The sequence below is a fragment of the Pseudomonas frederiksbergensis genome (genome assembly GCF_001952935.1).
Taxonomy (GTDB): Bacteria; Pseudomonadota; Gammaproteobacteria; order Pseudomonadales; family Pseudomonadaceae; genus Aquipseudomonas; species Aquipseudomonas frederiksbergensis.
In genome coordinates, this window is the sequence record NZ_CP018319.1 from 3,816,422 (window position 1) to 3,830,333 (window position 13,912).

Annotated in this window: 14 protein-coding genes; 3 read left to right on the top strand and 11 right to left on the bottom strand. The window is 58.9% G+C overall.

Annotated features, from left to right (window positions below; translation table 11 throughout):
• From PFAS1_RS17740 to PFAS1_RS17750, 3 genes are all read right to left on the bottom strand, one after another.
• A complete protein-coding gene (locus tag PFAS1_RS17740) occupies positions 1-1,716 on the bottom strand; it encodes a proline--tRNA ligase (RefSeq protein WP_076029957.1) in 1,716 nt (571 codons plus the stop codon).
• A 142-nt stretch (positions 1,717-1,858) separates the two neighbouring features.
• Positions 1,859-3,418: an AmpG family muropeptide MFS transporter gene (locus PFAS1_RS17745; RefSeq protein ID WP_074874086.1), complete on the bottom strand. Its 1,560-nt coding sequence runs from the start codon at positions 3,416-3,418 to the stop codon at positions 1,859-1,861.
• 44 nt (positions 3,419-3,462) lie between these two features.
• Complete coding sequence (locus PFAS1_RS17750) at positions 3,463-3,816, bottom strand: MGMT family protein (protein ID WP_076029958.1); 354 nt, start codon at positions 3,814-3,816, stop codon at positions 3,463-3,465.
• 163 nt (positions 3,817-3,979) lie between these two features.
• Here PFAS1_RS17750 and PFAS1_RS17755 point away from each other — a divergent pair, with 163 nt between their 5' ends.
• Positions 3,980-4,987 (top strand): DUF481 domain-containing protein, encoded by a 1,008-nt coding sequence (locus PFAS1_RS17755; protein WP_076029959.1) that lies wholly within the window; start codon positions 3,980-3,982, stop codon positions 4,985-4,987.
• A gap of 109 nt (positions 4,988-5,096) precedes the next feature.
• On the opposite strand, the gene PFAS1_RS17760 is transcribed toward PFAS1_RS17755, so the two are convergent.
• Positions 5,097-5,306: a cold-shock protein gene (locus tag PFAS1_RS17760; RefSeq protein ID WP_002554837.1), complete on the bottom strand. Its 210-nt coding sequence runs from the start codon at positions 5,304-5,306 to the stop codon at positions 5,097-5,099.
• A gap of 355 nt (positions 5,307-5,661) precedes the next feature.
• Here PFAS1_RS17760 and dcd point away from each other — a divergent pair, with 355 nt between their 5' ends.
• Positions 5,662-6,228 carry a dCTP deaminase gene (dcd, locus tag PFAS1_RS17765; protein WP_074874089.1) on the top strand — a complete coding sequence of 189 codons (567 nt, stop codon included), beginning with the start codon at positions 5,662-5,664 and terminating at the stop codon, positions 6,226-6,228.
• A 105-nt stretch (positions 6,229-6,333) separates the two neighbouring features.
• Positions 6,334-6,543, top strand: coding sequence for a hypothetical protein (locus PFAS1_RS17770; RefSeq protein WP_074874090.1), 210 nt, complete (start codon positions 6,334-6,336; stop codon positions 6,541-6,543).
• 111 nt (positions 6,544-6,654) lie between these two features.
• Here the strand turns inward: PFAS1_RS17770 and PFAS1_RS17775 are convergent, their stop codons facing one another.
• From PFAS1_RS17775 to PFAS1_RS17810, 7 genes are all read right to left on the bottom strand, one after another.
• Positions 6,655-7,419, bottom strand: coding sequence for an ABC transporter ATP-binding protein (locus tag PFAS1_RS17775; RefSeq protein WP_076029960.1), 765 nt, complete (start codon positions 7,417-7,419; stop codon positions 6,655-6,657).
• A gap of 13 nt (positions 7,420-7,432) precedes the next feature.
• Entirely contained in the window at positions 7,433-8,551 is a 1,119-nt protein-coding gene (locus PFAS1_RS17780; protein ID WP_076029961.1) for a succinylglutamate desuccinylase/aspartoacylase family protein, read from the bottom strand.
• A gap of 24 nt (positions 8,552-8,575) precedes the next feature.
• Positions 8,576-9,286: an ABC transporter permease gene (locus tag PFAS1_RS17785; protein WP_074874093.1), complete on the bottom strand. Its 711-nt coding sequence runs from the start codon at positions 9,284-9,286 to the stop codon at positions 8,576-8,578.
• Complete coding sequence (locus tag PFAS1_RS17790) at positions 9,283-10,011, bottom strand: ABC transporter permease (RefSeq protein ID WP_076029962.1); 729 nt, start codon at positions 10,009-10,011, stop codon at positions 9,283-9,285. The genes PFAS1_RS17785 and PFAS1_RS17790 overlap by 4 nt, the downstream gene beginning before the upstream one ends.
• A gap of 56 nt (positions 10,012-10,067) precedes the next feature.
• Positions 10,068-10,850, bottom strand: coding sequence for a transporter substrate-binding domain-containing protein (locus PFAS1_RS17795; RefSeq protein ID WP_076029963.1), 783 nt, complete (start codon positions 10,848-10,850; stop codon positions 10,068-10,070).
• A 318-nt stretch (positions 10,851-11,168) separates the two neighbouring features.
• Positions 11,169-12,857, bottom strand: a complete 1,689-nt coding sequence (locus PFAS1_RS17805) for an ATP-dependent DNA ligase (protein ID WP_076029965.1) — start codon at positions 12,855-12,857, stop codon at positions 11,169-11,171.
• The gene (locus PFAS1_RS17810) at positions 12,854-13,888 is read right to left on the bottom strand and encodes a ligase-associated DNA damage response exonuclease (RefSeq protein WP_076029966.1); all 1,035 of its coding nucleotides are present in this window, start codon (positions 13,886-13,888) and stop codon (positions 12,854-12,856) included. The genes PFAS1_RS17805 and PFAS1_RS17810 overlap by 4 nt, the downstream gene beginning before the upstream one ends.
• Positions 13,889-13,912: the final 24 nt, after the last annotated feature.

Genomic DNA, 13,912 nt, shown 5'->3' on the forward strand with positions numbered 1-13,912 from the left:
TCAGCGGCGGATACGGGACTGAAGGAAGGCCAGCACGTCTGCCACCGGCAGCGCTTGCGCTTCGGGCTCGGTGCGGCTCTTGTATTCAAGATTGCCTTCGGCGAGGCCGCGGTCACTGACCACGATCCGGTGAGGAATGCCGATCAGCTCCATGTCCGCGAACTTGATGCCCGGGCTGGTTTTCTTGTCGCGGTCGTCCAGCAGTACTTCGAAGCCGGCGGCAGTCAATTGTGCATACAGCTTGTCGGTGGCTTCGCGAACCTGTTCGGTTTCGTAGCGCAGCGGTACCAGTGCGACCTGGAACGGGGCCAGCGTGTCACTCCAGATGATCCCGTTGGCGTCGTTGTTCTGCTCGATGGCCGCAGCCACCACGCGGGAAACGCCGATGCCGTAGCAACCCATTTCCAGGGTGACCGGCTTGCCATTCTCGCCCAGCACTTCGCACTTCATCGCTTTGCTGTACTTGTTGCCCAGCTGGAAGATGTGCCCGACTTCGATGCCGCGTTTGATTTCCAGGGTGCCCTTGCCATCCGGGCTTGGGTCGCCAGCGACCACGTTGCGCAGGTCGGCAACGGTCGGAACTGGCAGATCACGCTCCCAGTTCACGCCGAAGTAGTGCTTGTCATCAATGTTGGCACCAATGCCGAAGTCGCTCATCAGTTCGACGGAGCGGTCGATGATGATTGGCAGCGGCAGGTTCAACGGACCGAGGGAGCCGGCGCCGGCGCCAATGGCGTCACGCAGTTCGGCTTCGGAGGCCATGACCAGCGGGCTGGCAACGCCAGGCTGGTTGCCGGCCTTGATTTCGTTCAGCTCGTGGTCGCCACGGATGATCAGGGCAATCAGCTTGCCTTTCTCTTCAGCGTGAACCACCAGGGTCTTGATGGTCTTTTCAATCGGCAGGTTGAAGCCTTCGACCAGTTGCGCAATGGTCTTGGCATTCGGCGTGTCGACCAGGCGCAGCTCTTCGGCAGGTGCGGCGCGGGAGGTCTCGCGTGGCACGGCTTCGGCTTTCTCGATGTTCGCCGCGTAGTCGGAACCGTTGCTGAAGACGATATCGTCTTCGCCGGATTCGGCCAGCACGTGGAATTCGTGGGAGCCGGCACCACCGATCGAGCCGTTGTCGGCTTCAACCGGGCGGAATTTCAGGCCCAGGCGGGTGAACACGTTGCAATACGCCTGGTGCATGCGGTCGTAGGTGACCTGCAGCGATGGCTGGTCAGCGTGGAAGGAGTAGGCGTCCTTCATGATGAATTCGCGGCCGCGCATCAAACCGAAGCGTGGGCGGATTTCGTCACGGAATTTGGTCTGGATCTGGTACAGGTTGATCGGCAGCTGTTTGTAGCTGCTCAACTCGTTGCGCATCAGGTCAGTGATGACTTCTTCGTGAGTCGGGCCGGCGCAGAAATCGCGACCATGGCGATCCTTGAAGCGCAACAATTCAGGGCCGTACTCTTCCCAGCGACCGGATTCCTGCCACAGCTCAGCCGGTTGGGTGCTCGGCATCAACACTTCGAGAGAGCCCGCGGCGTTCATTTCTTCACGAACGATGGCTTCGACCTTGCGCATCACTCGCAAGCCCATCGGCAGCCAGGTGTACAGGCCCGAGGCGAGTTTGCGGATCATGCCGGCGCGAAGCATCAGCTGATGGCTGATCACGACCGCATCGGAAGGCGTTTCTTTCTGTGTGGCGAGCAAAAATTGACTGGTGCGCATGGTTGGCCGTTGTCGGTTGCTGATGACGAGAAATGACGGGCATTGTACGGGCGAGATCCGCTGGCGTACAGGCGTGCGGTCGGCTGTGTGGCAGGAGGGCGAGAATCACTCAGCCCTCGGTGATGCTTCCTACGTATAGAGCCTACGACTCTTCCGCCACCTGAGTCGGAATCGGTTCCGGCGTGGGGGTCGGGCCTTCGCGGCGGCTCTCCTGGAACCAGTGCAGGGCAATCAGCAATAGTGTCGGAACGCCGAGCAGGGCGGTGATCAGGAAGAAATCGTGATAACCGAATTTTTCCACCATGACCCCGGAGTAGCCGCCGATCAGGCGCGGCAGCAGGAGCATGATCGAGCTGAGCAGGGCGTACTGGGTCGCGGAGAACTTCAGGTTGGTCAGGCTCGACAGGTAGGCGACAAACGCTGAGGTCGCCAGGCCCGAGCTGAAGTTATCCAGGGAAATGGTGGCGATCAGCATGTTCAGGTTGGCGCCCATGTCGGCGAGCATCAGGAACAGCAGGTTGGTGCCGGCTGATGCTATACCGCCGATGAGCAGAATCGGCAAGATACCGAAGCGCACAATCAGCAGGCCACCCATGCCGGCGCCGACCAGAGTCATGATCAGGCCAAAGATCTTGCTGACGCTGGCAATCTGGTCCTTGGTGAAGCCTTGGTCGATGTAGAACACATTCGCCATCACGCCCATCACCGTATCGGACATTCGATAGGTGGCGATCAGCCCAAGCAACAGGAACGCTTGCCAGCGGTAGCGCAGAATGAAGTCGTTGATCGGCGTCAGCACCGGCGCCAGGCCACGGCGGCCAATGGCCGACAGGCACATGGCGGTGAGCGTGGTGTAGAGGATCGCCCGCAGGAATGCGCGGTCTTCGAGCAGCAGGTCGAGCACACTCACACCGTCGAACAGCACGCTGGCGAAATCGGTGTTGTACAACTGAGTGAACATGGCCGGCACGGAAACCAACAGCACGATCAGCACAAACACCGATGCCAGTTGATGCACAAAGCTGTAGCGCCCGGCCTGAAGCTGGGTGCGCAGCGGCACCGGCGGTTCGCGCATGAAAAAGGACGTGAGCAGTGCCGGAACCATCAAGGCGCCGAACAGGATGTAGGTGCCGGCCCATGCCGAATGCTTATAGTTGAAACCGGTAGAGCCGAAGCCTTCAGCGAAGAACAGGGCGCCAGCGGTGGCCAGCAACGCGGCGATCCTGTAACCAGACATGTAACTGGCGGCGAGGGCGGCCTGACGAGTGTCGTCGGCGATTTCCAGGCGATAGGCGTCGACCGCGATGTCTTGCGTCGCCGAAGCGAAGGCGACAACCACAGCAATAGCGATCAGCCAGGACAAATGCTTTTGCGGGTCGCAGAAACCCATCCCGATCAGGCCGAGAATGACCAGTGCCTGTGAAAGTACCAGCCAGGAACGTCGGCGACCGAGCTTGCCGAGCAATGGCAGGCGCCATTGGTCGAGCAGCGGTGACCAGACCCATTTAAAGGCGTAGGCCAGGCCGATGAGGCTTGCATAGCCAATGGTTTCGCGAGCCACGCCGGCTTCACGCAGCCAGACCGAAAGTGTCGAAAACACCAGCATGTAGGGCAGGCCGGCGGCGAAACCAAGCAGCAACAGTACAAGCGTCGAAGGGCTGGCATAGGCGGCGAGCGCGGCGCGCCAGGTTTTACGGGGCATGGGCTGGAGTCTGCCTCAAGAAATACGGAAACAAAGCGCGCACTCTAACCGCTGTGCTCTACCGGGCGCCAGCCATGGCGCTGAATATCAACACGATTGTTCAGGATACTGATGCCCTCCATGCGCAAACGCGCGCGTTGTTCATCCCCCGAAGGGCTGCCGGCAGGCAGGCTGATACGTCCGCCGGCGCCGAGCACGCGGTGCCAGGGTAATTTGCTGTCGCCCGGCAGTTGGCTCAACGTTCGCCCGACGAAGCGGGCGGCGCGACCCAGTCCCGCCAACTCGGCGAGCTGGCCATAACTGACGACTTTGCCCTCGGGGACTTGCGCCAGAGTCAGGTACAACGCCGTGCGTCGGATTTGCGCCGGACTATCGGTTGCAATGGGTGAGTCGGTCACATCGGCAGTTCCTGAAAAAGTTCGCTTTACCGTCTGTAGAGTAAATCCTGGATCACCTATTGAGAAATGAACTCATTAGAAATAGTTGGGTCAGTCCTTGCTAGGGTCTTATTCGTATGGATAATGCCGACTTTTTTTCGCAAACTTGAGCCTGTATTTGCTTATGTTGTCCAGAACTCTGCTGTGCCTCGCTGTCGTCAGTGCCTCCACGCCCTTGCTTGCCGATACCGTCTGGTTGAAGAACGGTGACAAGCTGAGCGGCAAGATCACCGTTTTCGATGGCGGCAAGCTGTTGATCCAGACCGAATACGCCGGTGCCGTCCCGATCGACTGGAAGCAGGTCAAAACCCTGGAAAGCGATCAACAGTTGCTGGTCAAGCAGGATGCCTACACTGGTGAAAAAGCCAAGGCACTGCATGCGGCAGAAGACGGCAAGGTTACCCTGGCCAATGGTGACACTCCCAAGACGGTGGAGCTGGCAAGCATTCAGCAGATTCTCAAGCCCAAGCCTGTCGTTGAGGATTTGGTGTGGAAGGGGCATGTCGATGCCGCGCTGGATTATCAGCGAGCCGAGAAAGACACCGACGATTACGATATCGACTTCAAGACCAGTGCGCGTCATGGCAGATGGCGACATACCGCTGAAGGCGAGTACAACCGCGAATTTCAGGATGACGTGGTCACTACCGACAACTGGCGCGGCGAATACTCGCTCGATCGCTTCCTGACCGAAAAATGGTTCTGGCAGGGGCGCGCAGTTTATAAACGTGACAAGGTCGAAGAGCTCTCTCGTCAGCGCACCGTCGGTACCGGTCCGGGTTACCAGTTCTGGGATAATGAACTGGGCGCATTCTCGCTAGGCTCGCTGCTCAACCGCACCGACTATGAGTTCAGCGATGGCAGCAAGGAAAACTTCTACTCCCTGGCGATGAAATGGGATTACAACCGCTACCTGATCGGCAAGCAGGTGGAATTCTTCACCAATGGCGAAGTGGGCAAGCCGTTGTCGGGCGTGGCAGATTACGCGCTCGATGCCGAGCTGGGCTTGCGCTACAAGGTGACTGAGTGGGCGTCGCTTAACCTGAAGGCCGAGCGAGATATCATCAGCGGCACCGATGATGCGGATTTGAACAAGACCCGATACACCGCCGGGTTTGGCGTGACTTGGTAAGCCACAAAAAATCGCAGCCATGGGCTGCGATTTTTTTTGCCTGCAAAACAGACAGGCACAAAAAAGCCCCGCTTTTGAGGGCGGGGCTTTTTACTAAAGCAAGTACAAGTTAGATAACTTGAACTTCTTCAGCTTGCATGCCTTTCTGACCGCGGGTAGCGATGAAAGAAACCTGTTGGCCTTCTTTCAGGCTTTTGAAGCCGTCGGATTGGATAGCTTTGAAGTGAACGAACAGGTCGTCACCGGATTGTGGAGTGATGAAGCCGAAGCCTTTTTCATCGTTGAACCACTTAACGGTACCAGTTTGGCGATTAGACATGGTGTAACTCCTTGAACAAAGATAACTGCGACGCAGGAAGAACCCTGGCCGAGACTGAGTGCAAAGAGCAGGAAAAATTCTTGTAGATGGTTGGATCGAAATTCAACATATCGTGTAGAGATTCTCAGTGACACAAGCAGCACAGTGGCGCCACCTTAACCCTTTTTCCGGAACGTGCCAATGCTTCCTGCAAAGGTTTCTCTGTTTTCGTGACTGACGGTCCGCCGGTTTACCCGCAAGGGCCGGAAATTACGGGGGGATCGGCAAAGTTTGTGCCTCGGACTTTGAACCCGAAGCGCGCGCCCGGTAAGATGCCGGACAGATTTTTTCCACCTCGCTATTCAGGACACCCGCCATGAGCATCAAATCGGACAAGTGGATTCGCCGCATGGCGCAAGAGCACGGCATGATCGAGCCCTTCGTAGAGCGCCAGATGCGCGGCGAAGGCGCCGACCGAGTGATTTCCTACGGCGTGTCGAGCTATGGCTACGACGTTCGCTGCGCCGATGAATTCAAAGTGTTCACCAACATCAATTCGGCGACCGTTGATCCGAAGAACTTCGACGAGAAGAGCTTCGTCGACGTCAAGAGCGATGTCTGCATCATTCCGCCGAACTCCTTTGCCTTGGCGCGCACCGTGGAATTCTTCCGTATTCCGCGCAATGTGCTGACGATCTGCCTGGGTAAAAGCACCTACGCGCGTTGCGGCATTATCGTCAACGTGACGCCGCTTGAGCCTGAGTGGGAAGGCCACGTGACCCTGGAATTCTCCAACACCACCACGCTGCCGGCAAAAATCTACGCCAACGAAGGTGTGGCTCAGATGCTGTTCTTCGAATCCGACGAAGAGTGCGAAGTGTCCTACAAGGACCGTGGCGGCAAGTATCAGGGCCAGCGCGGCGTCACCTTGCCGCGCACCTGATCCGTTCGTCAGGCAAGTCGTGGGAATTCTTGAGCGGGTAGACACTCTATGGGGTGTACTGCCCGGTTCGCGCAACGCGGACGGGCCATCGCTCAGGAGTGCTTTATGAAGATCGATCCGCGAATAAGTGCCGAACTGGCAAGGCTTGAGCCCAATCAGGTTGGCGTTTTGGCCTGGTCCTTGTTGGCACATCCACCTATCGACATGGCAGGGGGCATCCCCGGTCAGCCCGATCCCGATACCCCCAATGAACAACCCACCGAGCCCGGTGAGCCTACCTTGCCGGATGAGCCGCCTCCTGCGCCCGTTGCCTGATACCAACACGCGTGTAGGAGCAAAGCTTGCTCGCGATGAACGCGACGCGGTCTATTAACGACCGAGTTATCGTTCATCGCGAGCAAGCTTTGCTCCTACGGGTGGTGGGGGTTACTTGAGGTTGCCGCTCAGGAACTGCTTCAACCGCTCACTCTTCGGATTGCCCAATACGTCTTCCGGTGCACCTTCTTCCTCCACCAACCCCTGGTGCAGGAACAGCACCTGATTCGAGACCTTGCGGGCGAAGCTCATTTCGTGGGTCACCATGATCATGGTTCGGCCTTCTTCGGCCAGGCCCTGGATCACCCTGAGCACCTCACCCACCAGTTCGGGATCGAGGGCCGAGGTGGGTTCGTCGAACAGCATCACTTCCGGCTCCATAGCGAGTGCCCGGGCAATCGCCACGCGTTGCTGCTGACCTCCGGAAAGAAACGCCGGGTATTGATCCGCCACGCGCGAGGCCAGGCCCACCTTGTCGAGATAGCGTCGGGCACGGTCTTCGGCTTCCTGCTTGCTGCACCCCAACACCCGACGCGGGGCCATGGTGATGTTTTCCAGTACCGTCATGTGGCTCCACAGATTGAAGTGCTGGAACACCATGGCCAGGCGGGTGCGGATCCGTTGCAGTTCATTGGCATCGGCCACGTGCATGCCGTGGCGATCCTTGATCATGCGGATGTTCTGGCCGTCCAGGCTCATGGCGCCGTCGTTGGGCTGTTCGAGAAAGTTGATGCAACGCAGGAAGGTACTTTTGCCCGAGCCGCTGGCGCCGATCAGGCTGATGACGTCGCCGGTGTTGGCCTTGAGCGAAACGCCTTTGAGTACTTGATGTTCGCCATAGCTTTTATGCAGGCCTTCAATGGTCAGTTTGTACATGGGGCATGCATCCTCAAGGCGAAAGTAGGTAGCCACTGCGATAGGCTTCGGTGCCCGCAATATGGGCGATCACCATGCCAGCAGTGGCCATGCGCCGTAGCGAGCGGGCGTACATCAACCCGGCGACGGTGCAATGAACGGGGGTGACGCGGTCAAGGATCGGGTCGATGATTTCAGCGATCAGTTGCCCGGCTTCGAGGTATTCCCCTGGCAGCGCGGTGAACACCAGCAGCCCGCCGACCGGTGTCGCTACCGGTTCAACGCCGGCTAGCGGCGTCGCCGGGTAAGGCAGTTCAGGCAGCGAAGCGGGTTCGCCGGCAATGGCGCCGAAGTGAGTCAGGTAATTGATCAGCGCCTGGCAATCGAGGCTGGCCAGCGGGTGATTGACGTCACCCTGGCCGCGCAATTCGACGGTGACCGAAAAACTGCCCAGCGGAATATCGAAGTGTTCGCCGAAGCGTTCCTTCAACTGCCACCAGAGCAGGGTGAAACATTCATCGAACGACTGACCGCCGGAGTCGGTAGCCAGCAGGCTGGCTTCGGCACCGATATAACGCGCCAACGGCTCGACCTGCGGCCAGGCCTCGGGCGTGGTGTAAAGGTGCGCGACCGCTTCGAAATCGCAATGCAGGTCCAGCACCATGTCGGCATCGCAGGCCAGCCGTTGCAGAACCAGGCGCTGGGATTGCAATTGCGTGCTGGCGGTCTGCCGGGCGAGGGCATTGCGCAGGCTGCTGCGAATCAGTTCGAGGTTGCGCTGCGGGTCGTCGCCGAGCAGGCCTTCGATCTCGTTGCCGACGGCTTCGCTCAGATCGACGAACCAGCGATTGAAGTTCTGCCCGCTTTCAAGGTCGTAACGGCCCAGCGGCACATCCATCAGTATTTGTTCGAGGCCAACCGGGTTGGCCACCGGCACCAGCACGATTTCGCTGCGCAGACGGCCGGCGGCTTCGAGTTCCGCCAGGCGTTGCTTGAGGTGCCAGGCAACCAGCATGCCGGGCATTTCGTCGGCATGCAGGGATGACTGGATGTAAATCTTGCCTTTGGCCGATGAGGGGCCGAAGTGAAAGCTGTGAATCTGTCGAGCGGTCCCCGGCAGCGGGGCCAGCAAGTCATGAATCTGGTGGCGCATGTCTCTTTATCCCTAAAGCGGGTCCTAGTGGGTCGGCCCGAGGAAGGCCAGCCATCGGCGTTCGGCGAGGCGGAACAGGCCGACCAGCGCAAAGGTAACGGTCAGGTAGATCAGCGCGGCGATGCCGAACGACTGGAAGGTCAGGAAGGTCGCCGAGTTGGCGTCCCGCGCGACTTTCAATACGTCCGGGATGGTCGCGGTGAATGCCACGGTGGTCGAGTGCAGCATCAAAATCACTTCGTTGCTGTAATAAGGCAACGAACGACGCAGGGCCGAAGGCATGATCACGTAGGCATAAAGCTTCCAGCCTGTCAGACCGTAAGCCTTGGCCGCTTCCACTTCACCATGCGCCATGCTGCGAATCGCCCCGGCGAAAATCTCCGTGGTGTAGGCACAGGTGTTCAGGGCGAAAGCCAGGATCGTGCAGTTCATCGCATCGCGAAAGAACGCATCCAGCACAGGTTGGGCGCGCACGGCAGCCAGACTGTAAATCCCGGTGTAGCAGATCAGCAGCTGAATATAGAGCGGCGTACCCCGGAACAGATAGGTGAAGAACTGAACCGGCCAGCGGATGTAGAAGTGCGGCGAAACCCGGGCGATGGACAGCGGGACCGACACCACGAAACCGATGAAGATCGACGCGCTGAGCAGCCACATGGTCATGGCCAGGCCGGTGATGTTGTAGCCGTCGGTATAAAGGAAAGGTTTCCAGTATTCCTGCAAGAGCTCGATCATCGTACGGCCTCCCGGGAACCGGCGGCGTAGCGGCGTTCGAGCCAGCGCAGGACGAAGTTGGAGGCGCTGGTGATTACCAGGTAAATCAGCGCTGCAAGCACCAGGAAGTAGAACAGTTGATAAGTGCTTTTGCCGGCATCCTGCGCCGCCTTGACCAGATCGGCCAGGCCGATGATAGAGACCAGGGCTGTGGCCTTGAGCATCACCATCCAGTTGTTACCGATACCCGGCAGGGCAAAACGCATCATCTGCGGGAACACCACGATCCAGAAACGCTGGCCGCGCTTGAGGCCATACGCGGTTGCCGCTTCGACCTGGCCCCGTGGTACCGCGAGAATCGCGCCACGGAAGGTTTCGGTGAAATACGCGCCATAAATGAAGCCCAGGGTGATAACCCCGGCGCTGAACGGGTTGATCTCGATGTATTCCCATTCCATGAAATCGGTAAAGGTCGTCAGCCAGGTTTGCAGGCTGTAGAAGATCAACAGCATCAGCACCAGGTCCGGCACACCGCGAATCAGTGTGGTGTAGAGCTGGGCCGGTATGCGCACCAGTTTGACTTTTGACAGCTTGGCGCTGGCGCCGAGCAAACCGAGCAAAACGGCCACCAACAGCGACAACACCGACAATTTGATGGTCATCCAGGTGCCTTCCATCAGCAACGGGCCGAAGCCGTGGAGGCTGAAGGCGGAGAGCCCCAGGTTTTGTAATAGGTTTTCGAACATAAATCAGCAACCTGATCGGAAGAAAAAAGCGCCCATCGCAAGATGGGCGCCGGGCATCATTTGCCGCTGTACAGATTCAGATCGCCAAAGTGTTTCTTCTGAATGGTGGCGTAGGTGCCATCTTCGTGTAACGCTTTGATACCTTTATTCAAAAGGTCTTTGAGGTCTTTGTTACCTTTAGAGATACCGATAGCTGTTTTGGACGGCAGCAATTCGCTGTCGACCGGCTTGCTGACTTCGTAGCCTTCGCCTTTTGGCGACTTCAAAAAGCCCAGTTCAGCTTGCAGCATGTCCTGGATCGCCGCGTCGAGGCGACCGGAAGTCAGGTCCGAATACACCTGATCCTGGTTCTGATAGGCCTGGGTTTTCACCCCGGCCTTGTCCAGCACGGCTTTGGCATAGGCTTCCTGAATGGTGCCTTGCTCGTAGCCGACGGTCTTGCCCTTCAGCGAAGCGACGTCTGCGGTCAGGCCGGAACCTTTCTTGAACACATAGGCGGTTGGGCCGGAGAACAGCTCGTCGGAGAAGTCGATGACTTTTTCGCGGGCCGGGGTGACGGTCATCGAAGAGATCACACCGTCGAATTTATTGGCCTTCAAGCCCGGAATCATGCCATCGAAATCACTTTCGACCCATTTGCACTTGACCTTCAGCTCGGCGCAGATCGCGTTACCCAGGTCGATGTCGAAACCTACCAGGTTACCGTCAGCCGCTTTTGACTCAAACGGAGCGTAGGAAGGATCAACGCCAAAACGCAATTCCTTGTATTCCTTGGCCAGCGCGGAACCGGCTGCCATGCACAACGCCAGTGCAGAAAGGGTCAGCAATGCTTTTTTCATTATTCAATCCCTAAAAACCAATATGAGCGCTTGTGGCGCAGAATTATTGTTACTGGAAAGCGTAAGACCCTATGAAAGTAGCAATTTCCGAACCAGAGTCCCGAACAAGTGTTTTAAAAGGTGATTCAAGAAATGGCAAGGAGGGATTTGTGCACGAAAACGGGCGCCTGGAAACGGCTGCACCTATAAGGGGCGTAACTGATCGTTCCCACGCTCTGCGTGGGAATGCAGCCCGGGACGCTCCGCGTCCCAAAAGCGGACGCAGAGCGTCCGTTGAGGCGTTACCACGCGGAGCGTGGGAACGATCTGGAAGGTGGATCAGCCGAGCAAGTCCTGCAACGTTCCCAAATTGTCCGCTTCCTCGACCGACTTATCCTGCCGCCAACGCAACATCCTCGGGAACCGCACCGCAATCCCGCTCTTGTGTCGCCTGGACAGGGCGATGCCCTCGAAACCCAGTTCAAACACCAGGCTCGGTGTGACACTGCTCACCGGCCCGAATTTCTCTACGGTGGTCTTGCGCACGATGCTGTCGACCTGACGCATTTCTTCGTCGGTCAGCCCGGAATACGCCTTGGCGAACGGCACCAGTGCGCGTTGGCTCGCGCCAGGCGGCCCGTCCCACACGGCGAAGGTGTAATCGCTGTAGAGACTGGCGCGGCGACCATGGCCGCGTTGCGCATAAATCAGCACCGCGTCGACGCTGAAGGGGTCGACTTTCCATTTCCACCAGACCCCCATGTCCTTGGTCCGCCCAACGCCATACAGCGCGTCCCGGGCCTTGAGCATCATGCCTTCGACACCGAGCTTGCGGGACGCTTGCCGTTGTTGGGCGAGGTCGAACCAGTCTTCTCCGGTGAGCAGGGGGGAAAGGAGTAACGCCGGGTTGTTGCCGCTGGCGACGACATGCTCCAGTTGTGTGCGACGCCGGGACTGAGGCTGGTTGCGCCAGTCTTCACCCTGCCACTCCAGCAAGTCGTAGGCGAGGATCACCACCGGCACTTCTTCGAGGATTTTTTTGTCCAGGGTTTTACGACCGATCCGCTGTTGCAGCAGCGCGAAAGGCTTTACCGCGGGGGCCGCTGGGGCATGAGGGTTGAAGGCGTCCTCGGTGGTGATTTGGTCGGTTTTCCAGGCGACGATTTCACCGTCGATCACCGTGCCGTCGGGCAAGCAGTGAACCAGGCTATCGAATTCGGGGAAGCGCTCGGTGACCAGCTCTTCACCCCGCGACCAGACCCACAGTCGACCGTCGCGTTTGACCACCTGGGCGCGAATGCCGTCCCATTTCCATTCCACTTGCCAATGGCTGGCCGGGCCGAGCAGGGCTTCGAATTGTTCAACGGGTTGTGATAGCGCGTGAGCGAGGAAAAACGGGTAGGGCTGACCGCCCCGTTGCGCATGTTCGGCAGACGATTCGGCGGCGATCAACTTCAAGTAACCGGACGCGGTCGGGCGGTTGAACAGGTCGGTGTAACCCACCAGACGTTGGGCGACGCGTTTGCTGTCGAGCCCGGCCATGGCCGCTAAGGCGCGGGTGACCAGTAACTTGGAGACGCCGACGCGGAAACTGCCGGTGATCAGTTTGATGCAGAGCATCAGGCTCTGACGGTCCAGTTGCGACCACAGGGCAGGCAGTCGCTCGGCGAGGACTTGCGGGGTTTCACCGCGTAGCGGCAGCAGTTTGTGTTCAATCCAGATCGCCAATCCATCGTTGGAGCGGTGAAGCGCTTCGGGCAGCACCAGCGAAATGGTTTCCGCCAGATCACCGACCGCTTGATAACTTTCTTCGAACAGCCACGGCGAAAGGCCGGAGATTTCCACCGCCAACTCTCGCAGGATGCGTACCGGCACCAGTTGCCGAGGACGCCCGCCGGACAAAAAGTAAACAGCCCATGCGGCATCTTCCGGCGCGGCTTCGGCGAAGTAGCGTTGCATCGCCGCCAGTTTGGCGTTGCTCGAGGTGGTGGCATCGAGTTCGGCATACAAATCGGCAAAGGCCTTCATGGCAGCACCTCGGCGCTCTCGGGTTCGACGGCTGAGTTTTCCTCCTCATCGTCGCCGTACTCGGTGCTGAAACCCATGGCATCAAGACCTTGTTCGCGCAGATAGCGCACCAGTACCCCAACCGAACCGTGGGTCACTCTCACGCGCTCGGCACCGGTTTGTTCGATGGCCCAGAGCAGGCCCGGCCAGTCGGCGTGGTCAGACAATACGAAGCCACGATCCACACCACGTCGCCGCCGAGTGCCGCGCAAACGCATCCAGCCGCTGGCGAAACCATCGCTGTAGTCACCGAAGCGCCGCATCCAGCTGCTGCCGCCAGCCGAAGGCGGGGCCAGGACCAGCGCCTTGCGCATCATGGGGTCGCTCTTTTGTACTTCGCCGGCATAGATCGTGGGCGGTAAATAAATACCACCTTCGCGATAAACCTGATTGAGCGGTTCCACGGCGCCATGCACCAGAATGGGACCGAGACTGGCATCGATGCCGTGGAGAATTCGCTGCGCCTTGCCGAACGCATAGCAGAACAGCACGCTGGTTTTGTCGTCGGCGGCGTTGGCTTGCCACCACTGATTGATCTCGGCAAAAACCTGCGCCTGGGGTTGCCAGCGATAAATCGGCAGACCGAAGGTCGATTCAGTGATGAAGGTATTGCAGCGCACGGGCTCGAACGGCGCGCAAGTGCCGTCGGGTTCGACCTTGTAGTCGCCCGAGGCGACCCAGACTTCGCCGCGATATTCCAGGCGCACCTGTGCCGAGCCGAGGACATGCCCGGCGGGGTGAAAACTCAAAGTGACGCCATGGTGGGTCAGGGGTTGACCGTAAGGCAGGGTTTGCAGGTTGATGCCCTGGCCCAGTCGCGCCCGCAAAATCCCTTCGCCGGGAGCGGCCGCCAGATAATGCCGGTTGCCGATGCGGGCATGGTCGCCGTGAGCGTGGGTGATGACCGAACGTTCGACCGGACGCCACGGGTCGATGTAGAAATCCCCGACCGGGCAGTACAAACCTTCAGGACGCGCGATAACAAGATCCATGTTGTTACCAGAATGGATAGGCCT